General features: G+C 39.0%; 19 protein-coding genes. 5 read left to right on the forward strand and 14 right to left on the reverse strand.

Annotation, left to right across the window (positions count from 1 at the left end):
* Positions 1-91: 91 nt before the first annotated feature.
* Positions 92-2,323, forward strand: coding sequence for a beta-propeller domain-containing protein (locus ACOEN1_RS05460; protein WP_422485492.1), 2,232 nt, complete (start codon positions 92-94; stop codon positions 2,321-2,323).
* Positions 2,324-2,375: 52 nt separating this feature from the next.
* Here ACOEN1_RS05460 and ACOEN1_RS05465 read toward each other — a convergent pair whose 3' ends face one another.
* The 7 genes from ACOEN1_RS05465 to ACOEN1_RS05495 form a co-directional block, all read right to left on the reverse strand.
* Positions 2,376-3,542: a SpoIIE family protein phosphatase gene (locus ACOEN1_RS05465; RefSeq protein WP_422485493.1), complete on the reverse strand. Its 1,167-nt coding sequence runs from the start codon at positions 3,540-3,542 to the stop codon at positions 2,376-2,378.
* The gene (locus ACOEN1_RS05470) at positions 3,539-5,269 is read right to left on the reverse strand and encodes a [Fe-Fe] hydrogenase large subunit C-terminal domain-containing protein (protein ID WP_422485494.1); all 1,731 of its coding nucleotides are present in this window, start codon (positions 5,267-5,269) and stop codon (positions 3,539-3,541) included. The genes ACOEN1_RS05465 and ACOEN1_RS05470 overlap by 4 nt, the downstream gene beginning before the upstream one ends.
* Positions 5,266-5,511 carry a (2Fe-2S) ferredoxin domain-containing protein gene (locus ACOEN1_RS05475; protein ID WP_422485495.1) on the reverse strand — a complete coding sequence of 82 codons (246 nt, stop codon included), beginning with the start codon at positions 5,509-5,511 and terminating at the stop codon, positions 5,266-5,268. Before ACOEN1_RS05475 ends, ACOEN1_RS05470 begins: the two co-directional genes overlap by 4 nt.
* 94 nt (positions 5,512-5,605) lie before the next feature.
* A complete protein-coding gene (locus ACOEN1_RS05480) occupies positions 5,606-7,510 on the reverse strand; it encodes a DUF2207 domain-containing protein (protein WP_422485496.1) in 1,905 nt (634 codons plus the stop codon).
* Positions 7,491-8,039 carry a LemA family protein gene (locus ACOEN1_RS05485; RefSeq protein ID WP_422485497.1) on the reverse strand — a complete coding sequence of 183 codons (549 nt, stop codon included), beginning with the start codon at positions 8,037-8,039 and terminating at the stop codon, positions 7,491-7,493. Before ACOEN1_RS05485 ends, ACOEN1_RS05480 begins: the two co-directional genes overlap by 20 nt.
* 109 nt (positions 8,040-8,148) lie before the next feature.
* Positions 8,149-9,108, reverse strand: coding sequence for an HAAS signaling domain-containing protein (locus ACOEN1_RS05490; RefSeq protein WP_422485498.1), 960 nt, complete (start codon positions 9,106-9,108; stop codon positions 8,149-8,151).
* Entirely contained in the window at positions 9,101-9,448 is a 348-nt protein-coding gene (locus tag ACOEN1_RS05495) for a PadR family transcriptional regulator (protein WP_422485499.1), read from the reverse strand. Before ACOEN1_RS05495 ends, ACOEN1_RS05490 begins: the two co-directional genes overlap by 8 nt.
* Before the next feature lie 311 nt (positions 9,449-9,759).
* Between ACOEN1_RS05495 and ACOEN1_RS05500 the strand changes: the two genes are divergently transcribed.
* On the forward strand, positions 9,760-10,218 hold the full coding sequence (locus ACOEN1_RS05500; protein WP_422485500.1) for a DUF1801 domain-containing protein: 459 nt from the start codon (positions 9,760-9,762) through the stop codon (positions 10,216-10,218).
* 116 nt (positions 10,219-10,334) lie between these two features.
* Entirely contained in the window at positions 10,335-11,234 is a 900-nt protein-coding gene (gene rarD, locus ACOEN1_RS05505; RefSeq protein ID WP_422485502.1) for an EamA family transporter RarD, read from the forward strand.
* A 42-nt stretch (positions 11,235-11,276) separates the two neighbouring features.
* Here the strand turns inward: rarD and ACOEN1_RS05510 are convergent, their stop codons facing one another.
* Positions 11,277-12,458, reverse strand: a complete 1,182-nt coding sequence (locus ACOEN1_RS05510; protein ID WP_422485503.1) for a cation:proton antiporter — start codon at positions 12,456-12,458, stop codon at positions 11,277-11,279.
* 179 nt (positions 12,459-12,637) lie between these two features.
* Between ACOEN1_RS05510 and ACOEN1_RS05515 the strand changes: the two genes are divergently transcribed.
* On the forward strand, positions 12,638-12,976 hold the full coding sequence (locus ACOEN1_RS05515) for a hypothetical protein (protein ID WP_422485504.1): 339 nt from the start codon (positions 12,638-12,640) through the stop codon (positions 12,974-12,976).
* Between the two features lie 326 nt (positions 12,977-13,302).
* The gene (rsgA, locus tag ACOEN1_RS05520) at positions 13,303-14,385 is read left to right on the forward strand and encodes a ribosome small subunit-dependent GTPase A (protein WP_422485506.1); all 1,083 of its coding nucleotides are present in this window, start codon (positions 13,303-13,305) and stop codon (positions 14,383-14,385) included.
* Positions 14,386-14,430: 45 nt separating this feature from the next.
* Here the strand turns inward: rsgA and lpdA are convergent, their stop codons facing one another.
* From lpdA to ACOEN1_RS05550, 6 genes are all read right to left on the reverse strand, one after another.
* Positions 14,431-15,810 (reverse strand): dihydrolipoyl dehydrogenase, encoded by a 1,380-nt coding sequence (gene lpdA, locus ACOEN1_RS05525; protein ID WP_422485507.1) that lies wholly within the window; start codon positions 15,808-15,810, stop codon positions 14,431-14,433.
* Positions 15,811-15,824: 14 nt separating this feature from the next.
* The gene (locus tag ACOEN1_RS05530; protein WP_422485508.1) at positions 15,825-17,162 is read right to left on the reverse strand and encodes a dihydrolipoamide acetyltransferase family protein; all 1,338 of its coding nucleotides are present in this window, start codon (positions 17,160-17,162) and stop codon (positions 15,825-15,827) included.
* Positions 17,163-17,176: 14 nt separating this feature from the next.
* Positions 17,177-18,157, reverse strand: coding sequence for an alpha-ketoacid dehydrogenase subunit beta (locus ACOEN1_RS05535; protein WP_422485509.1), 981 nt, complete (start codon positions 18,155-18,157; stop codon positions 17,177-17,179).
* Positions 18,158-18,159: 2 nt separating this feature from the next.
* The gene (gene pdhA / locus ACOEN1_RS05540; protein ID WP_422485510.1) at positions 18,160-19,242 is read right to left on the reverse strand and encodes a pyruvate dehydrogenase (acetyl-transferring) E1 component subunit alpha; all 1,083 of its coding nucleotides are present in this window, start codon (positions 19,240-19,242) and stop codon (positions 18,160-18,162) included.
* A gap of 119 nt (positions 19,243-19,361) precedes the next feature.
* Positions 19,362-20,270 (reverse strand): pseudouridine-5'-phosphate glycosidase, encoded by a 909-nt coding sequence (locus ACOEN1_RS05545; RefSeq protein WP_422485511.1) that lies wholly within the window; start codon positions 20,268-20,270, stop codon positions 19,362-19,364.
* The gene (locus ACOEN1_RS05550) at positions 20,267-20,962 is read right to left on the reverse strand and encodes a PfkB family carbohydrate kinase (protein ID WP_422485512.1); all 696 of its coding nucleotides are present in this window, start codon (positions 20,960-20,962) and stop codon (positions 20,267-20,269) included. The genes ACOEN1_RS05545 and ACOEN1_RS05550 overlap by 4 nt, the downstream gene beginning before the upstream one ends.
* Positions 20,963-21,203: the final 241 nt, after the last annotated feature.

Below are 21,203 nucleotides of genomic sequence, written 5' to 3' on the forward strand. Positions count from 1 at the left end.
AAATGTAATCAAATAGTAAACACTTTAGTGTGATACGAGGGTATAATAAACAATAGGAAAGTAAAACTCGAGAACGAGGAGGAAAATCGTTATGAGAAAATCAATTGTTATGCTTTTGATTCTGGCTATGATAGTGAGTGGAGGACCATCCTTTGCAGAAATGGATGGGGAAGATGGGTTTATTGCACTTCATCTGGGTAGCCCGCTTATCTTGTCAGGAGAGGACATAATATCCCTTGATTCGATGAATCCGGGAGTTGTGCCAGTAATACACAATGACAGGACGCTTGTACCCTTAAGAGCAATTAGTGAGCATTTTGGAGCTTTGGTTAGCTATGAGGCAGACAACAGAGTGGCGAAAATCCAAATTGAAGATGTGGAATTCCTGTTTCCAATAAATGAAAGCTATTATGAGATTCATGAAACTGGAAAACAGAATCAGAAAGTTCAATTCGATACGGAATCGCTTATAATTAAAGACAGGACAATGGTACCATTAAGGATAATTGCAGAAAATATCCTTCAAATGGATGTAGCATATGACAACAGAGTAATCTTTATTGGAAAAAGTCAGGCAAGCATCGATGACCAATTGGTTGAAAGCATTAAGGCCAAGATTGGTCAAGCGCTAAAGGTAAGTACCAGAGATGAGCTTTTAGCATTGATAGAGAACATGGAAGAATCATCTGGCGAAGAACCTGCAAGAGAACCAGTATTTGAAAACCAGGCTCCAGCAATGGAAGAAAGTGCGGCAGCTGGGGACAGTGCCAAGGATTTTTCAAATACCAATGAGCAAGTGCAAGGCATAAATGAAGCTGATATTGTAAAAACCGATGGTGAATTTATTTATGTAGCAACAAGGGATTCCATCAAGATATACAAGGCAAACAACGGAAAACCAGTGCTTACAGATGAGATGGAAGTCCAAATTGACAAGGCAACTGGGGAATATGTGGAGTTTTCTGAACTGTATATCGATAATGGAAAACTTATAGTACTTGGAAGAAAAGGAGCCATGGGGAATTGGATTAGACCTATGCCTGAACCAATGCCAACACCTGATATAATGGTTGATTCAATAATGCCATATGGTGGAATTGATTTTGTATATCTTGGCGTGTACGACATAAATGAAGATGGCAAGATGAGCTTGGTCAAGGAACTTGAAGTTGAGGGTAATCTTTTATCAAGCAGAAAAAATGATGAGCACGTTTACCTGGTAGTTAATAAATATATCAATTATTATGGACCATATGCTGAAGAACCTATACCTGTATTCATGGATACAGTGCTAGGATCTGAGCAAAGGGAAATTCCTGTTGATAGCATACTTTATCATCCAGGAAGGTATTCACCCAATTATCTATTGGTTGCAGCGGTGGATGTAATGGACAAGGATGAACCCGCAAATATTGAGGCTTATCTTGGTAGCGGCAGCGAAGTTTATATGAGTGAGAATGCCCTTTATGTAGCGGGAAATGACTATAATTCATTCTGGGGTTCAGTTACAAATATTGCAAGATTCTCCGTTGAAGGTACCTCTATAGGTTACACTGGAGGAGGTATGGTTGAAGGTACACTGTTGAATCAGTTTTCAATGGATGAGCATGAAGGAAACCTTAGACTCGCTACAACCAGCTGGAATCAGGATAGTATTAATGCAGTATATGTGTTGGATAAAAACATGAATCAAATCGGAGCAGTTGAAAACCTTGCACCAGGTGAGAGAATATTTTCAGCAAGATTTATGGGTGATATGGGCTATGTAGTAACGTTTAGACAAATAGACCCGTTATTTGTAATCGATTTGTCAGACCCAGCCAGACCAGTTGTAACAGGCGAGTTGAAGGTTCCTGGTTTTTCAAACTATCTTCACCCAATAAGTCAGGATGTTCTGCTTGGAATAGGTCAGGATATTGATGAGAAAACAGGAAGACAGCAGGGTATAAAACTTTCGCTTTTCGATGTTTCTGATTCAGGAAAGCCAAAGGAAATTGGCAATTTGATATTGGGAGATACAGGCAGCTACGCTGAGGTGCTTCATAATCACAAGGCCTTGATGCTTAAGCAAGAGGATGACCTGATTGCCTTTGATGCAACTCTGAATTCAATTACAGGAGAACTGACAAGAGAAGCATTTAACGGACTTGTGGTAATAAGAGTTAATGCAGAAGGAGACCTGGAGCTTATAAAAGAAATATCAAACGAAGGTATATATGGACAAAATGTTAAAAGACCAGTTTATATAGGAGATATTCTGTATTACGTAACAGATGATGGAATAAGATCCTTTGGGTTCAAGGACTTTGCAGAAATCAATTAGTGTTTAGAATAGCAGCTGCTTGACTTATTATCAGTCTGGCAGCTGCTATTATTTAATCGGTATATTCAAAAGAGACACGTTTTCCAAATAAGTTCAGTTCCTCCATTATTTCTTGGATGATTCTTTCTTTTATCACAAGGTTATCAGGAAATTCAGGACAGGATTTATGTGCTGAATTTATGGTCCGACCAATCCAAAATTTAATATGACTGCTGTCCCGAAGAATGATTTGCAATAGTTTTGATACGCCATCGGCTTTTTTAAAAACCGGTTCTTCCATATTGTGATTAAGGAATCGCAATTCATTAAGAGCCATATTCAGTGTCAGCACCCCTTCAGTAACAAGATCGATTCCTTTTATAGAAGCGGTTGGTGGTATGGAGGGGTCTATATAATCAAGGGTTGTATTAACGCTTCTTCCCAGTTCTCGGGCCACAATATTTGCAGCAGTGCCTCCGCATACAATTTTCCGGCCTGATTGCTTCATAAACATACTTACAGCATTGCTGTCATCAGTAGTTCTTACAGGAGGACCTGCAAAGATATGTGTCCATATTGGTTTTCTTATCTTTACTGTTACAGCACTTGTGTCATCCCCTGGTTTATTGTCATAAAGGTCCCGACATGTGTTTATAAGTCTTCTATTAAGTATCTCAGCTGACGCTATGGACTGTTTTGCCAAAAACTCCCCCACATGGTGCCACTGCCATCCGTGGTTTAGAATATTGCCCACACCTGCATGAATTACTCCATCTGAGCAGACAGTAATGACATCTTCCAATTGAAGCGAGAAATCTGTGACAAGGAGATTCTTGCCTGATGATTCCAATTTTATTTTTTTAGGATTAAGCAATTGATGGTCTCTTATTAGAAATACAGGGGGGTTGTCAAATTCAATGATTCTTGCGTGAAGACTTTTATCTACCTCCAGAACTGTAAAAGTTGAGTAACCGATGTTCCGTACTTGACACACTGGAAGAGTCTTTGTTATTGTATCAATTGTCTCGATGAGACCTTCTCCCTTCTGAAGCATGGTGGCCATGATTTTACTGGTCAATGTGGAGAGAATGTTTGCCTTAACACCGCTACCCAGACCATCTGCAAGAACCACTATGATTCTGTCATCTGTTTCGAGTATTTCAACATGGTCTCCACATAATTCTTCGCCGAACTTATTGAGACTATTGTGGGATATTTCTACAAAGTAAGGTATAGTCAATTCTTGTCACCACTTTCAGCAAGAACAAGTTTTTTAAGCTTGTTTAGACCAATTTTTGTGTCAGCAGTTGTCTCCCCAAGGATACTGGCAATCTCTTGAGCAACTCTCATCTGGTTTTCAATTACCTCCTGGCATGTCAGAAGTGTTTCTGCTTTTACTCTTTCCATTTCTTCTCTAGTCTTTTGAGCTTCTGTTATATCTGTAAATATTGCAATATGGTTTCTGCCTTCAAGTATCTGTACCAGATTCACAATAAAGGTCTGTTTAGTATCTTCCAGTTCAATTTTTTTACTTATTAAATCTTGCCTTGAGCATATAGCATGGGCAAGAAGAGGATGATTGACCAGTGCTGTTAATGGCAGATAGTCAATTTTGATTGAATCGCTGTTGAAGAACTTTCTAAATGAAGGGTTGATTTCAACAAAACAATAGTCATTGTCAAGTATACAGATCGCGTTTGGGCTGGTTTCAAATATTATGGATTGGAGCCCTTCTGCTTTTTTTCTCAGGTAATCCATGCACATATGTATATCAGAGTATCCTCTGCTGACAGCAACCGCTTTTTCATAGCAGGTTGAATACCCGCATGCTCCGCAATCAATTCTGTCTCTTTCTGTAATCTTCCCCATCTCATTAAGGACTTCATCTATCTCTTCTTGTGATACGAATTTTTGATTGGATGGTTTCGATGTAAATGTATGAAAAAGATAATCATTTTTTATGATAATTGGAACTTCATAATATTCTTGCTTTCGATTATCACTGGTTCTCTGGATATATTTGTTTAGATTACTAACTCTCTTATAGAAACCAGGAGCAGTCTTAGGAATATCTGGTCCATTCATGCAACTTCCTGCACAGATGTTAAGCTCAGCGCAGAAGCCGTTAATCTCATTGGATTCAACTGACTTGAGGAAATCCATGCATGCTTCAATACCATCAACATGAATATACTTATATTTGGGATTAATTCTTGTCTTCAGGTCTTTTCTCCAGAGACTTCCTCCAAGTGGATATGCCTTGCCACGCTGGGTGGAAGGAGTGTCAAAACTTGAACCGTGGAGGTTTTTCAAGTCTACATTTTCATCCTCAAGCCATTTTTCAAGCTCCCTGAAAGTAATGACATAATCAATGCTGTCGTCATAATCCATGGCCTCAGCTTTTTTTGCTAGGCAAGGTCCAATAAAGACTATCTTGGAGTCTTCTGGGTACCTACTCTTGATGTCATAACCGTGGGCAATCATGGGAGATATAACCGGGATTACCTGGCTAATGGCATCGGGATAATAGTGTTCTATGAGAGTGTTGCTTGAGGGACAACAGCTTGTAATAAGATTTGGGGCAGTTCCTTCAGAGATTATTCTCTCATAATCCATAGATACTATCTCAGCACCTCTTGCGGTCTCTTCAACTTTGCTAAACCCAAGTTTTTTAAGAGCCGTCGCCATTTGATTGGGATGATGCATATTGAATGAGCCTGCAAATGATGGAGCAAGTGAAACTATAACATTGCCACTTTTTTTCACAAGAGCACGTACTATGTCGATATCCAGATGGATACTCAACGCACCAGAGCTGCACCCCATTTGGCACAAACCACATTTTATACAGGATTCCTCAATGATATATCTTCTGTGACTGTTGAAAGATATTGACTTTGTTGGGCAGGTTCTAAGACACTTGTAACATTCTTCACATTTATCTATATCAAAATCTATAAAACTCATAGTGAGCTACCTTCATGGAGGCTTATAATAAATTCCAGTGCAGAGTCCGGAGTAACCGAGTGAATCTTGTTATAATCATATTGTACTGAAACTGCTTCTGAGCAGCTTCCAAGACAAAATGCTGATTTTAGTACAATCTGGTCTTGAAGGCTGTTTTCTATGATATAATTCTTGAAAACTTCAATCACATTATATGAACCTTTGATATGGCAGGCACTGCCAATACATACATTTACTTCCATCTGAACTTTCTCCTTTCACAATAAAATAAGGAATTGTGCATGTTAATAATATCACAACCCCTTATTTTATACAATCAATATGAAATAAATACTTTTACCAGCCGCCACCACCGCCACCGCCGGAACCGCCACCGGAACTTCCTCCTCCAAAGCTTCCACCGCCAGTTTTAGCCGGGCTTGATGCCATTGTCTTGCCAACTGATTTAGTAGTTGAATCCATTCTACTGACAAAGAAAGGTGCAGAAAATGCTCTGCCTGAGTTGGTTTGATACCAGTCAGGACTGTTCATTGTGATTCCTTCGAAATTCTTCGCCCACTGGTCAGTTACACCAAGTACCATTGCATAAGGGAGTATGTGATAAAAATACTCGGGATCCTCATCAACCAATAGCTTGATTCTGTCCCTTTCTGCCTTTTCAATAAAGTTCTTGAGGCCCAATAGGTGCTGCATCCACTCGATGCCCTTTTTGGTTCTTTTATGTGCCAGGGGTGAAAGGAAAATCACTGTGATTCCTATTGCATAACCAATTAGATATATTGTACTAGCCTCAGTTATATAAAGAAGTAATAAGGATATTGCAATTGGAACAATAGCAGTAAATATTCCTGTAAATAGAGTCTTGAATTTCTCAGCAGGCATTTTGGTTTTTATGCCGGCAAACTGATGTGCTGATACAGAGAGAAAGACTCCCAAAACAATACCGCCGATTATTGCAAAAACTGTTACTAGGCCTGGGCTATAAGGGTTCATCTCATTGAACAGACCAAGGAATACCAGTATAAATGCTAACACACCCAGGGCTGACATGCCCAAAGCGGCAAGTTTGCCTGACTTAGACAGGAATCTACGATTGTCAAAGGAATTCACAAGCTCGCTTTTTACTGCTCCAAGAGTTATATAAAAACTCTCCTTAAGCTGATCCACCTCAACCACATCGTCAATGGCATAGGTGTCAAACAGATCGTTGAAGTAGACGTTTTCAAATCTTTTCGTCCCCGAAGGGAGAGGCTTTAGTTTCTCAAGCTTAAGGGAGGTATTCGTTTTCTTGAATATCAGTCCTTTTTCATCTTCTTCTTCAATTATCCTTATATAACCTTTATCAGCCCAGTATATTAGCATGGAAGTAAGATCATAAGGATCGATTCGATTATCATAGACATATCCGATTTCAGCAGGAGTAAGATCCTCTGGAGGATAGAATTCCACTGTCGGATAAATGGGGTCATCTCTTCCAAATTTGAATAATAAGCCCATTGCACCCAATAATAAAAGTGGAAAAAGAACAAAATAGGATCTGGTAAATGTTCTGATACCTTGTCCATCAGGCTCGACTTCACTGAAATACCCTTCCTCTAATGGAAGTGCTATTGTCAAGGCTTGTCCGGGCGATATGGTCTGGTTGTATTGTCCGGTGATGGTATTGCCATTTACAGTGTAATCGACCTGTGCGGCTCCCGTAGAGCCTGTATAACCTGCAGTGAAGTTAATATCCTCCTCATTGAAGTCCTTGGGCATTGTTATTGAAAAAAGTGTCTTGTGAATGGGAATTTCCCATTGGTCACCGACTAGATTGAAGTATAGCTCATCCATATCCGGATCAAGGTCATCACCAATATTGTAGACATAATTTACAGTATAGTATTCGATAGGACTTGCATATTCATCAGGATCTCCGATCCTAAGGGAAAGGAAGTCTCCTTCTCTGGAGGATTGAAACTCATGACCAATAACATCAACATCCTCAATTTTTACGGGTTTTCCAAAATATGTCCTGGTGGGAATATCCCTGAATATTCCATGCATATCTGAACGATTAAATTGTACTGTAAGCTCTTCACTGATTCGGTAGGAATTATCATCCATAACATCCATCTGTATGTCCAATTCAGAAATTTCCAGGTCATAGGCTGATGCATTGGAAACCTGGGGAAACAAAACAGTAGCAGTTAGAATCAGCAGAAGCAGCAATAGTTTTATATTAAAATTCGACCTTAACATTTTCTCGCTCCGTTTCAATAGCTTCAAAGTAGGTTCCTCTTGTGAATCCAAACATCATGGCGACAATATTGGATGGGAAGGACTCAACCTTTGTGTTCAATGTCTTAACCACTGCATTGTAGTATTTTCTTGATTGAGCAATATCTTCTTCAACCTTTTGCAATTGTCTTTGAAGATCAAGAAATTGAGTATCAGCCTTTAATTCAGGATAGTTTTCGCTTAGGGCAAATAATGATTTCAAAGTCCCTGCCAGCATGTTTTCTGAAGCTTGTTTTTCTTCGATTGTAGTTGCATTCATTGCCTGTGATCTTGCTTCAACAATTTTTTGGAAAGTCTCCCTTTCATGTGTCGCATAACCCTTGACCGTTTCAACAAGGTTAGGAATCAGGTCATAGCGTTTTTTTAGATAGACATCCATAGTTGCGAATGCCTCTTCTACAGCATTTCTAATTGTAATAAAACCGTTGTAGGTGCTGAATACATAGATTCCCAATAATAGTATAATACCACCAGTTATCCAAAAAACCATAATATCACTCCTCATTGTTATATTTGTGTTTATTATACCACTTCCAAGCTTCTGATAATATAAGTATATTGAAGGGATACCCAATTTAAGGTATCCCCAACAGTTTAAATCATCTTTTTCTAAAAATAGCCCTAAAGTGTTTAAATACCTCAATTAAGGTAATTACGATTATCGCGGCAAGTCCGATTTTCAGACCTAAATTAACACCTGTTTCTATACCTAGTATTTCCTCCTGTGTAAGGCCTGGTATATCAGAAAAATCCATTAGATTAGGAGTAAGTGCTAGGATGGCAAATATTCCTATACCCGCAAGATCAAGTGCAATTGATAGAAGGCGTGTAACTATATTCCAGCTTCTCTTGATAAGCAAGTATAAATTAAGCAACAAACTCAATCCCAAGGTTAGGTTGATCCATAGGATATAGGGTGCTAGGGCTTCATAATTTATAAAAACAAAAGTTATGTCTTCATATATCCTGGGCAAAGCTGATCCATGATTTAGAAATGCCAGAAATAAGAGAATAAAGATAGACTCAAAAATCAAATCTGTTACCTTGACCCGATTGGTTGCTTCAGGTGGTGAGTCCAATGACTCTAGGCTCCATTTTTCATCTTTGTCATCAAAAGGTGATGAACCACTATCATCATATCTCTCTACAAGTGAAAATATTATGGTCACAATTCCAACCGCTACCAAACCTCCATTCCATAAACCTCCTAAAAATGAAAGCAAGGACATTATAAGGTTTCCGTCTGCAATAAATTTAATGATCGAAACTACAGCCATTCCTATTGAAATTCCCAGAAGTGCTATTTTCACTACTAGAAGATATGTGTCAATATACTGGGGTCCGATTAAATATCTTGGCTTGTCAAGGTAACTTTGTGCAACTTTTTTAGGATTTCCCATATTGTATAGGGCATCAGCAATTTCATTTTCAGTGTATTCTCTTTTTCCATAATTTTCTTCAAGATATTCATAGATATTTGCTTCTACATTTTTTAGGATGTCATCTCTTTGTGAAGGTGGAAGATACTTTCCAATGGCATACAAGTAATTCTTAATCATTTTCATCTCCTCCTATCAAACTTCCAAGAACTTTGTTCAGACTGTTCCATTCAGATATTAAATCTTCTCTAACAGAAATCCCCAATGTACTGATTTTGTAGTATCGTCTTGGACGGTTCCCTTCAACCTCCCAGATGGATTCAAGCATTTCCTGTTTTTCAAGTCTTCTGAGCAAAGGGTAAAGGGTGTTTTGATCAATTTGCAATCCCTTCTCCTCAAGTATTCCCATTAGAGAGTATCCGTATTGTGGCTCATCCAGTTGTGTTAGAACTGCCAGTACAAGAGTCCCGCGCTTCATTTCCTGTTGTAGATTATTAAATAATTCCTCATGTGTGCTCATAGGACACCTCCTTTGTCTATATTATAGTGTACGATACACACTAATGTCAAGATAAAATAATTAAAAAATAAAATAAATTACCTTAACATGTATATTTTATGTAAGTGGGTCTTAGTAGAGTAATGGACGTTTCCCAGCCGATCCTGAGGGTAGAAAATCAATCGTTATCAAGAGTGGTAGGGGGCGGTTTCCATGCCGCCCCGAATGTAGCTAATAAAACAAAAGATGTGATTTTATGGCAAAAAAAATATTATTTAGGGTATACAGAATTATAATCATAAAATATAAGGATATTAGGAGGAGGCAAAAAAATGAAATATGATGCAGATAGTGTCGATGAATATATTGATAAACTACCAGAAGAAAGAAAGGAAATAATCAGCAAGCTTAGAGAACTTATATTGGAGAATCTACCGGAAGGCTTTGAGGAGACATTAAGCTACGGTATGATAGGATATGTTGTTCCTCATTCAATCTATCCGGAGGGGTATCATGTCAATCATGATGAACCGCTGCCTTTCATGGCTCTGGCCAGTCAAAAGAATCATATAGCTTTGTATCACTCCGGAATCTATATCGTTCCTGAGATAGAGGAGTGGTTTAGAGAAGAGTACTCCAAAAGAGTAGATACCAAGTTGGATATGGGTAAAAGCTGCATCAGATTCAAGAATCCAAAGAAAATACCCTTTGACTTGTTGGAAGACCTGTTTGGGAAAATAAATGTTGATGAATATGTAAAATACTATGAGAATAGTATTAAAAAGAAGTAATCTGAGTACACCTGGATTTTTTAGAGGATTATCCGGGTGTATTTTACTATTGGGAAAAATGAAACATGGTGATAATCTATACAATGTCTGACTATTAATTGGAAGAAGGTAATAAAATGAAGATTAATGAGTACACTCAAGGTCTTGTATTGGGGATACTGTCATTTGTACTTTGGGGATTTCTTCCATTGTATTGGAAGATAGTTGAGGCAGTCAATCCATTTCAGATTTTTGCACACAGAATATTTTGGTCTTTTTTATTTGTAATCTTAATAATAATTCTAAAGAAAAAAGGACAAGATTTTAGAAGAGAACTTTCAAATCCAAAGACCTGGGTCAGTTTTATTGCCCCGTCATTGTTCATATCAATAAACTGGATGACATACATCTGGGCTGTTAACAATGATTTTGTAATTGAAACCAGTCTTGGTTATTATATGAATCCATTGATTTTAATTTTTATGGGAAGGATTTTCTATAAGGAAAAGCTTAATACATTGCAAAAATGGGGACTTGGATTTGCTTTTGCAGGGGTTATTCTAAAGACTTTATTATATGGAAGATTGCCTTTGATTTCACTGGCAATAGCAATAAGTTTTTCAACATATGGTTTTCTGAAAAAGAAGACAAAGGTGGACTCACTGACTGGTCTTGCCTTTGAGACATTGATAATAGGAATTCCTGCAATAGTTTATATACTATATGTTGAAATTTCAGCAAGAGGAATAAGTGGGAATCTTCCTTACTATTATTGGTTGTTAATTATGACAAGCGGAATAGCAACTGCAACACCCTTGCTTTTATATGCTGAAAGTTTAAAGAGACTTCCCTTGAAAATAATGGGATTTATTCAGTATATATCACCATCTATTTCATTACTATTGGGAATATTTGCTTTTAATGAACCATTTGATAAATGGTCACTTTCAGCATTTGCCTTGGTCTGGATAGGGCTGGGTTTCTTCACCTACTCACAGGTATTGCTACTTAGAAATGAAAGAAGAAAGCCGGATTAAACAATAACCATCCATAGAGAATCCAATGGATGGTTATTGCAGTTATATCTGAGAGGGATCTATTTCGCCTGCCTTAATCAGGGCATTTTTGGCTATTACTGGTCCTAAAATCTCATACACTACAGTAGATGCCAATATTACAGTTCTTATGGTAGCTCCGAACTCAGGCATTACTGTTTGTGCTATCATTGAAAGGCCAATAGCTACACCAGCTTGAGGAAGCAAGGTAAGACCAAGGTATTTCGTAACCATGGTTGGTGATTTTGTCAACCGGGCACCAATAGTTGCTCCTAGGGTCTTACCCAATGATCTTGCAAGAATATAACCTATACCTAGGAAGCCTGCATATCTAAGGACACTAAGGTCAAGCTCAATACCTGCAAGGGTGAAGAAGGCAATAAATATTGGAGGAGTAACTCTGTTTATTATACTAATGGCTCTTATGCTGTTACGTGAGAAGTTGGCAATTGTGATTCCTAGCGTCATGCATACCAGTAGAGTTGAAACATTTGCAAATGCTGCTATTCCAATTGATATGAATATTGTTGAAATAACTATACTGAGCAGTTCGTCCTCACCTTTTATTTTCGGGATTAGGTAGCTTAAGGCCAGTCCTGCAAGAAATCCGATGCCAAGTGAAAGTGTGATTTCCCAAAGTGGAACCAATACTGCACTTACAAAGGATATGGTTCCTGATGCAGACATCAGAGATTTTGCAATTGTAAAGGCAATACCGAAAGAAATGATTGCAAGTCCATCATCCATTGCAACTACAGGTAAAAGTGTATCCACAAGAGGACCTTTGGCCTTGTATTGTCTTATTACCATTATTGTTGCTGCTGGAGCGGTTGCTGCTGCAATTGCTCCAATAACAATTGCAAATGGCAGTGGCTGCTTGAATATGTAGATCATTGCCAATGTTACCAATACTACTGGAGTCAGTGCCTCGAATAAGGTTATGGTTATGATGGATTTACCCATCTTCTTTAGTTTTGAGAAGTTTATCTCACTACCTATACTGTATGCTATAAACCCTAGGGCAGCTTCTGAGATAATGTGCATGCCGTCAGCTACACCCATGGGTATGATTCCGAGTATGGAAGGGCCTATCAGGACTCCCGCAAGCAGATAGCCTGTAACATGTGGTAGTTTGAATCTTGATACAATTTTTGCCATACCGATTCCGGCAAGTAGTATCAGTGCGAAGTAAAATAAATTATTCATTCTTTTGTACACCTCTTTTTAATATTTGGTTGCAAGGAATATATGTAGTTTAACAAATATTTAACAACAAGATTTAATTATATGCTTATATTTTCATAAATGCAAGTACAAATGAGAAAATTGATTAAAACAAGCCATTCTGATATAATTGCAACATAAATTGAAAAGGAAGTGTTGATATGTATGCGCTTTTTGTAATTCTCAACCAGACAGACAAGCTGGATGAAATATTGGAAAATCTATATGAACTGGATACAGGTGCTACAACCATCGATAGTGTTGGAATGGGCAAGCTACTCCTTGAGCATAATGTTAACGAAGGTATTTTTTCTAGCATCTCAAAAATACTTAATGAGGGAAAACCCTACAATAAAACTTTGGTCAGTGTAATTAGAGAGAAGGAAGTATTGGACCAGGCAATTGACAGGATAAAAGGAATCTTGAATATGGATGAAAAAATAGGATCAGGATTTATGTTTGTGGTGCCAGTACTTGAGATTCATGGGGGATTGGAATAGAAAAATATTGTGAAAATGGCAACGAATTCTAACTTAATGGTATTGACACGCACCTGCAGAAGAATTATACTATTATTGTAAAAAGAGTAATTGAAAGGAGTTGTTGTATTATGATAGCGATTAGAGTGATTGGGGAGAATAAAATATAATACGGGCAACAAAAAATTAACCTTTCAAGGGAATAAGTATGATCAGCACGATCGAAAGGTCGTGTTTTTGTGTTTGCAGACAGGTTGATGTCTGTTTTTTTGTGCCCAAAATGAGGAAGAATTTGTTGAAAAGCACTAGAGAGTTTTATAAAACAACAGAAAATCAGGGGGGCACAAATGAATAAAACAAGTATGGAAAAGATAGGTTACAATGAATTTTATAAGGACGAGTTTAAAGAAATAGTTGCGAGGGAATCGGGTATGATTCCTGGTAGGGTTTCAGCAGTGCATAGGGAAAGGTATCAGGTTATAACTGAACACGGAGAAAGTTGGGCAACGTTGAAGGGTTCAATATTCTATAATAGCCCTGAATCAGTAATATATCCTACAACAGGAGATTTTGTAGCAGTAAGGCACAATCCTGTGGGAGAAGATATTATTTATAAAGTACTCAAGAGAAAAAGTGAGTTCTCAAGGATGGACTCCTTCAATCGGAACAAGCAGGTGGTCGCTGCAAACTTTGATTATGTTTTGATACTCTCATCCATGAATAAGGACTTCAACATAAAGAGGTTGGACAGATATATCGTTTCGGCATGGGAAAGTGGTGCAGAGCCTCTGGTTGTTCTAACCAAGAGTGATATTTCTGATGACTTTTCAATGTATGTTGATGCAATTGAATCCAATTCTCCTGGAGTGAAGGTTTTTCCAGTAAGCTCCATAACAGGTGCTGGAATTGAAGCCCTTAAAGATTATTTGAAGAGTGAATCAACGCTGGTTCTTCTTGGATCTTCAGGAGTAGGGAAGTCATCTCTAGTTAATGCCCTTGCAGAGAGTGAAGTGATGAAAGTTAACACCATCAGGGAGAACGATGCCAAAGGAAAGCATACCACAACCCACAGACAGCTGATTGTACTTGATGATGGTACAATGGTTATAGATACACCGGGTATGAGAGAGTTGGAGCTATGGAGTGCTGATTCAGGAATGGAGGAAGCATTCCACGATATAGCAGCAATTGCAGATAGATGCAGATTTAGAGACTGTAGCCATAATGATGAGCCAGGATGTGCTATCAGGTACGCACTCAAATCAGGAGAACTTGCAAACAGCAGGTGGAATAACTATCTTAAACTAAAAAAGGAATCAGAATATGCCAGAGCCAAAGAGGAGAAATCAGCAAGAGTTCAAAAGAAGGCTCAGGAGAAGAAGTTCGGAAAGATGCAAAAGGATTTTAAGAAGAGCAAGAAAACATACTAGATATGTAAAAATGCTGTGTGGGTTAGTTACCACACAGCATTCAAATTATGCATGAATTGGTTTGTCAATTACATCAAATGCAGCTTCCATGATGGCTTCTGCAAATGTTGGGTGGGGGTGAATAGTCTTTGCAAGGTCATAGACCGTACCTTCAAGATTCATTATGGCTACAGCCTTGGATATCATGTCAGAAGCTACGCTTGCTGCCATATGAACTCCAATTACTTCACCGTATAGGTTGTCGGAGATAATCTTTACAAAGCCGGTGGTCTCTCCCTCAGCAATAGCCATACCATTAGCTGAAAGGGGGAATTTCCCCACTGAAAAATCAATTCCCTTTTCCTTGGCTTCATCCTCTGTTATTCCAACACTGGCAAGTTCTGGGAAGGAATACACAACTTTAGGTATATGGTCATAATTCAAGTTGGATTCGACACCCAGAATATTCTCAACTGCAGCAATACCTTCAGCAGATGCCACATGGGCCAGTGGAACCTTTCCGTTGACATCACCGATTGCATATACGCTGTCGATGCTTGTTTTCATTTTTTCATCTGTTTTAATAAATCCTCTCTTATCCAACTCAAGCTTGAGGTTTTCAAGACCTTCAAGATTTGGCTTAAGTCCCAGAAACAAGAGGAACTTGTTTCCTTCAAGGGTCTGTTCCTTGCCCTTTCTTTCAATTGTTAGTTTGTTTTTTTCGAATTTAATTATTTCAGCCTCAGATACTATCTTCAGGCCATCTTTTTTAAGTTGTCTTTCAAGTGTCTTGGCAAGCTCTTTTTCGGTATGGGGGAGTATTGACTTGTTCTGATGAACCAAGGTCACATCTACACCTATTGCATTTAAAAGTGTAGCATATTCAACACCATAAACATCTCCACCGAGAATAACAACGTTTTTAGGCAATTCATCAAGTTTTAAGAAACCTTTTGAATCAAGTGCATCACCCGAGTGTATCAGATCTTCAAGACCTGGTATTTCAGGGTAATAGCTGCCTGCCCCTGTGGCAACAATAAGATTTTCATAAGAAATGGTCTCATCATTGACCTTCAATGTTTTTGTATCAATCACCTCTGCTGGTCCCTTTATGAATTTTACTCCATTCTTTTTAAACAGCATTTCTATTCCTGAAACCAGTTTATCTACGACTATATCTTTTCGATTGGTGAGTTTTCCCCAGTCAATCTTTGCGTTTGCAAGGTCTACACCAGTAATTCCAAAGTCTTCGCTGCGAAGAAGATTTCTGTAATGTCTGGCAGAGATAAGAAGGGTCTTGGTAGGTATACAGCCCCAGTTAAGACATAGTCCACCAAGTCTTTCCCTTTCCACCACAATGACCTTCAATCCTCCCTGTGCAGCCTTTATGGCCGACACATAGCCTCCTGGACCACCACCGATAATCGCTATATCAAATTTTTCCATTATATCACTCTCCATTATCCTTTAAGCAGCAGAATATCTGGGTCTGCCAGCAATTCCTTCAATAGATTCAGGAATCGTGCACCACTTGCACCGTCAATAATCCTGTGGTCGTAGGAAAGTGAAAGTGGTAGAATATGAGCAACTACAATTTCTCCGTCTTTGACAATTGGCTTTTCAACAACTCGTCCTATGCCAAGAATAGCTGACTCAGGATAATTTATGATTGGAATTCCGAAGTATCCCCCAATTGAACCATAGTTGGTTACAGAGAAAGAGCCACCCTTAAGTTCCTGAAGCTGAATCTTATTGTCCTTTGCACGAGTGCTCAAGTCATCAATGGCTTTTGCAATTTCAACGACACTCATTTTATCAGCATCTTTTATAACTGGGACCATCAAGCCTCTTTCAGTATCAGTTGCAACACCGATGCTGTAGTATTTTTTGATAACAAGTTCATCGGTTTCTTCATCAAGGCTTGAGTTAAATTCAGGAAATTGTTTCAGAGCCACGATTGATGCCTTGATTATAAATGGAAGGTAGGTTAATCCTACTCCTTCATCCTTCAGCATATCCTTGTACTGCTTCCTGAATTTGTAAAGCTTGGTTATATCGATTTCATCCATTGCCGTTGTATGAGGAATAGTGAATCTGGATTCACTCATTTTTTCCGAGATGGTCTTTCTTATCTTTGTAAGAGGGACTCTCTCAACAGGGAGATCCTCTGAAATTGACAGCTTCCTAGGCTCAGTTTTCTTAGTTTTGCTTGGCTTTTCTTTCTCTTCACTTTCCATCTTCATCTCGCTCGCTTTGTATATATCATCCTTCATAACCCGGCCATTTGGGCCGGAACCTTTTACTCTTGTGATATCAACACCAAGATCCTTTGCAAGATGTCTTGCGACAGGAGTTGCGAGAACCTTCCTGCTCTCCTTTTTAGGCTTTGAAGAAGGTGTGCCTTCTGTACTTGATGGGATAACATCAGAGGAAGCAACCACCTGACCCACAACACCTGCAGTTTCTTCTTCAACATGTTCTTCTTTTTCAGGTTTCGATTTTTCAACATCTTCCTCTTTTGCCGTATCCACTTCTTCTATTGCATCATCTTCTACTGAGCCACCTGCTTCAATAGTTATAAATACATCTCCAACATTGATGGTATCTCCCTTGTTGGCCTTTAATTCCAGAACCTTACCGCTTCTGGGGGAGGGGATTTCAGTAGTTACCTTGTCGGTTTCAACCTCCGCAACGGATTCTCCTTCTTCTATTTTATCCCCTTCCTGGACCATCCACTTCGTAATTACACCTTCGTGGATTCCTTCTCCTATATCGGGGAATTGAAATTCAAATTTCATGGCTGACCTCCTTTCTAGTAGCTGACTACATCCAAAATGGTCTTGGCAATTCTTTCAGGACTTGGGATATAGTGTTTTTCTCCCCTCGGAAGAGGAAATGTTGTATCGAATCCTGTGAGTCTTGTAGGCGGTGCCTCAAGATACAGGAAAGCTTTCTCATTTACAATTGAGATTATCTCAGCACCAACTCCAAGAGTCTTTGGTGCCTCATGAACAACAAGGATTCGTCCAGTCTTCTTGACTGATTCGATGAAGCTTTCCCTGTCCATTGGAGCGATCGTTCTCAAATCGATAACCTCAGCGGATATTCCTTTTTCTTCAACTATCTTGATTGCCTTCTGTACATCTGGAACCATTGCTCCCCAGGCAACTACCGTTATATCATCACCCTCCTGGATGACCTTGGCTTTGCCCAACGGAATTTCATAAGCTTCCTCAGGGATTTCCTGCTTGAAGGCTCTGTATATTCTCTTTGGTTCCCAGAAAAGAACTGGGTCCGGATCTCTTATTGCCGCTATCAATAAACCCTTGGCATCATAAGGTGTTGATGGTATTACAACCTTCAGTCCAGGAATTTGAGCATAAAGTGCTTCAGTGCTTTCAGAATGGTGCTCCAAAGCCCTGATTCCACCACCATAGGGTGCGCGTATCACCATTGGTAGATTATACTGACCTCTGGATCTGTTCCTCATTCTGGCAACATGACTGATTATCTGATTGAATCCAGGATATGAAAATCCTGAAAACTGCATTTCAACAACAGGCTTAAGTCCATTGATTGCCATTCCTACAGCTGTCCCAACAATAGCTGATTCAGCCAAAGGCGTATCAAATGCTCTTTCCTTGCCAAAAGTCTTTTGCAGATCCACGGATGCTCTAAAAACTCCACCCTCAATTCCAACGTCCTCACCGTAGACTACAACTGTATCGTCGTTTTTCATTTCATTCATCAGAGCCTGGTTAATGGCTTGTATAATACTTAAAGTGTTGGCCATTTTTATTTTCCTCCTTCCAAAAAGGATTTATATTCATCCAGCTGATCTTTTAACTGTGCTGGCATTTCTTCGTAATGATACTTGAATATATCCTCAAGTACTGTATCGGACTTGTCTTCAATTGACTCGAAGGTTTCCTTTACCTCTTTCTCAAGTTCTTTTTTAGTTTCATCTATCCACTGATCATCGATTAGATTTTTTCCCTTTAGGTATTCTTCAAATCTTAAGATAGGATCCTTCTTTTTCCACTCTTCAACTTCAGCATCATCCCTGTACTTAGTTGGATCATCAGAAGTGGTGTGAGCTCCCAGTCTGTAGGTGTAGGCCTCAATAAGCGTTGGACCATCACCATCTCTCGCCCTATCTACAGCAGCTTTTGTTGCGTTGTACATGGCAAATATATCATTGCCATCGACCAGAATTCCAGGCATGGCGTAGGCAGTTGCCTTCAAGGCAATATTTTCACTCATCGTCTGAATTTTTCTTGAAGTGGAAATTGCATACTGATTGTTTTGCACAATAAATACCACTGGAGACTTGAATACAGAAGCAAAGTTAAGCGCCTCGTGAAAGTCACCATGAGAGGTTCCGCCATCACCAACATATGTCAGGACAACGTTTTTCTCATTCTTAATATTATTTGCCATTCCAATACCTGTGGCATGTTGCATCTGGGATGCTATTGGCACTGATATGGGCAGAACCCTTACCCCTTCGGGCATATGACTGCCCCACTCGTTGCCGTACCAGTAAAGATAGATGTTTTTAAGTGGAACACCTCTTACAAGCCAAGCTCCCAGCTCTCTAAACGCTGGAGCCAACCAGTCCTCCTTTTCCAGGGAATAGGCGCTTCCAACCTGTGCTGCTTCCTGACCAAGATTAGGTGCATAGGTTAGCATCCGACCTTGTCTTTGATAAGAAAGTGCCTTCTCATCAATAGTTCTTGTAAAGAGCATGGTTTTGTAAAGATACTTCAGTTGTTCATCATCAAGCTCGGGAATATCTTTTTCCAACACAATCTTGCCGGTTGGATCCAAAACCTGGTACATTTCATTTTTCAATGGATTATAATCTTCCAAACGCATGTAGATACCTCCTTGAATTTATAGTTAAATGATAATCATTATCAGCTATTACTATATTTATATACCTAATTCCAGAAATTAAACAAAAATAACTGAGGGGATATCCTCAGTTTAATAAGTTATTTAGAGAGCTCTACTGCAATTTGTGCTGCCAGTATCGCATTGTTGTATACCAGTTCAATATTTGCATCAAGGGAGTCTCCACCTGTAATTTCTTTAATTTTGGCTAGAAGGAAGGGAGTGGTGTCTTTACCCTTGATTCCCTTTTCATTTGCTTCCACAATTGCTTTTTCAATAGTATCGGTGATAAGAGCTGCATCCATGGAGTATTCTTCAGGGATTGGGTTGGCTACAACCACTCCTCCATGTAGATTCAGATCCCACTTGACTCTAAGGAGATCAGCAATTTTTTTAGGTGAATCCATGTTGTAATCAACCGAGAAGCCACTCTTTCTAGTGTAGAATGCAGGCAACTCATCTGTCTTGTATCCAAGAACCGGTACGCCTTTAGTCTCCAGGTACTCGAGGGTTAGACCAATATCAAGAATTGATTTTGCTCCAGCACAAACTACAGCCACATTTGTTTGAGACAGTTCTTCAAGGTCTGCAGAAATATCCATAGTGGTTTCAGCACCTCTATGGACTCCACCGATTCCACCAGTAGCGAATACTTTTATTCCAGCCATTTCAGCAATTATCATTGTTGATGCTACAGTTGTTGCACCATCTCTTTCTGAGGAGACAATAAATGGAATATCTCTTCTTGAAACTTTTGCAATTCCAGATGTTTTACCCATATAATCAATTTCATCCGACGTCAACCCAGCAATTAGGCGTCCATTGATTATTCCTATTGTAGCTGGAACTGCTCCCTTGCTTCTAATTATTTCTTCTACTTTTAAGGCTGTCTCAACGTTTTGTGGATATGGCATCCCGTGAGAAATAATTGTGGACTCCAGTGCCACAACCGGCTTTCCTTCTTCCAATGCTTTTTTGACATCCTTGCTTATATCCAAGTACTCTCTCATAATTTTCTAACCTCCATTTTCTTTGATAAACCAAGTATCTTTTCAATTGTTATGCTCTTATTTATTGTACTTTCAGAATCCATGGTCATAGCAGCAGTTGCAGAAGCAATTTTTACACTTTCTGATAAGTCCATTCCCTCAAGCTCACCGTGTATGAGACCAGCCTGGAATGCATCTCCTGCTCCTGTTGCATTTCTTATTTTTATATCAGGTATTCTTACCAGACCTCTTTCATTTGAATTGCTGTAAAACACACCTTCAGAACCAAGAGATATACACACATTGACAACCCCCTTGGAATGAAGCAGATCAGCTGAAGCCACGAGATCATTATCGTTCTCAATACTAATATCCGTCAATATCTGGGCTTCCAGCTTGTTTGGCTTTACAGTATGAAAGAAACCGATTATTTCTTTTGCAATTTTTGCCTTTTCAGAAGAAACTGTATCAAGAAAAAGCTTCTTATGCTTGAAAAGCTCCACCGCAAATTTCAGATTATCCATGGATAGGTTTGTATCAAAAGCAATGATGCTGCTTTCCAGTATGCCATCCCTATTCTGTAAAATGTAATCCTTATCAAGATATGAATAAATGTCCATTGAACTTATTGCAACATGCATATCCATGTTTTCATCCAGTATAGCCATATAAGTACCTGTACTGCTCCCGTGTATGATTTTAACATTGGACATGGGGCTGTCGGGAAATAGCCCCTTTTGAAAAAACAGCACACTCTGAAGAGAGGGTGCTGTTTTTTTATCAAAAAAAGAAAAAAGATGGCTAACCACAACCATCTTTTTTCCGTTACAGTGTATACTGTAACTATAATGAACACACCATATTATAACCAATTTTTCGAAATAGGGCAACAAGCAATCAACTTCAATCTGTATCAAATCGGATTACCAGCAGACGACCCCGTCTATACCCTAA

Origin of the sequence: Gudongella sp. DL1XJH-153 (assembly GCF_049310905.1) — a bacterium.
Classification (GTDB): Bacteria; Bacillota; Clostridia; order Tissierellales; family Tissierellaceae; genus Gudongella.

Excerpts from the sequence above, each read along its gene's own strand:
- ACOEN1_RS05460 (WP_422485492.1), top strand. The coding sequence starts at position 92 with ATGAGAAAATCAATTGTTATGCTTTTGATTCTGGCTATGATAGTGAGT.
- ACOEN1_RS05470 (WP_422485494.1), bottom strand. The coding sequence starts at position 5,269 with ATGAGTTTTATAGATTTTGATATAGATAAATGTGAAGAATGTTACAAG.
- ACOEN1_RS05475 (WP_422485495.1), bottom strand. The coding sequence starts at position 5,511 with ATGGAAGTAAATGTATGTATTGGCAGTGCCTGCCATATCAAAGGTTCA.
- ACOEN1_RS05480 (WP_422485496.1), bottom strand. The coding sequence starts at position 7,510 with ATGTTAAGGTCGAATTTTAATATAAAACTATTGCTGCTTCTGCTGATT.
- ACOEN1_RS05485 (WP_422485497.1), bottom strand. The coding sequence starts at position 8,039 with ATGGTTTTTTGGATAACTGGTGGTATTATACTATTATTGGGAATCTAT.
- ACOEN1_RS05490 (WP_422485498.1), bottom strand. The coding sequence starts at position 9,108 with ATGATTAAGAATTACTTGTATGCCATTGGAAAGTATCTTCCACCTTCA.
- ACOEN1_RS05495 (WP_422485499.1), bottom strand. The coding sequence starts at position 9,448 with ATGAGCACACATGAGGAATTATTTAATAATCTACAACAGGAAATGAAG.
- ACOEN1_RS05500 (WP_422485500.1), top strand. The coding sequence starts at position 9,760 with ATGAAATATGATGCAGATAGTGTCGATGAATATATTGATAAACTACCA.
- rarD (WP_422485502.1), top strand. The coding sequence starts at position 10,335 with ATGAAGATTAATGAGTACACTCAAGGTCTTGTATTGGGGATACTGTCA.
- ACOEN1_RS05510 (WP_422485503.1), bottom strand. The coding sequence starts at position 12,458 with ATGAATAATTTATTTTACTTCGCACTGATACTACTTGCCGGAATCGGT.
- ACOEN1_RS05515 (WP_422485504.1), top strand. The coding sequence starts at position 12,638 with ATGTATGCGCTTTTTGTAATTCTCAACCAGACAGACAAGCTGGATGAA.
- rsgA (WP_422485506.1), top strand. The coding sequence starts at position 13,303 with ATGAATAAAACAAGTATGGAAAAGATAGGTTACAATGAATTTTATAAG.
- lpdA (WP_422485507.1), bottom strand. The coding sequence starts at position 15,810 with ATGGAAAAATTTGATATAGCGATTATCGGTGGTGGTCCAGGAGGCTAT.
- ACOEN1_RS05530 (WP_422485508.1), bottom strand. The coding sequence starts at position 17,162 with ATGAAATTTGAATTTCAATTCCCCGATATAGGAGAAGGAATCCACGAA.
- ACOEN1_RS05535 (WP_422485509.1), bottom strand. The coding sequence starts at position 18,157 with ATGGCCAACACTTTAAGTATTATACAAGCCATTAACCAGGCTCTGATG.
- pdhA (WP_422485510.1), bottom strand. The coding sequence starts at position 19,242 with ATGCGTTTGGAAGATTATAATCCATTGAAAAATGAAATGTACCAGGTT.
- ACOEN1_RS05545 (WP_422485511.1), bottom strand. The coding sequence starts at position 20,270 with ATGAGAGAGTACTTGGATATAAGCAAGGATGTCAAAAAAGCATTGGAA.
- ACOEN1_RS05550 (WP_422485512.1), bottom strand. The coding sequence starts at position 20,962 with ATGTCCAATGTTAAAATCATACACGGGAGCAGTACAGGTACTTATATG.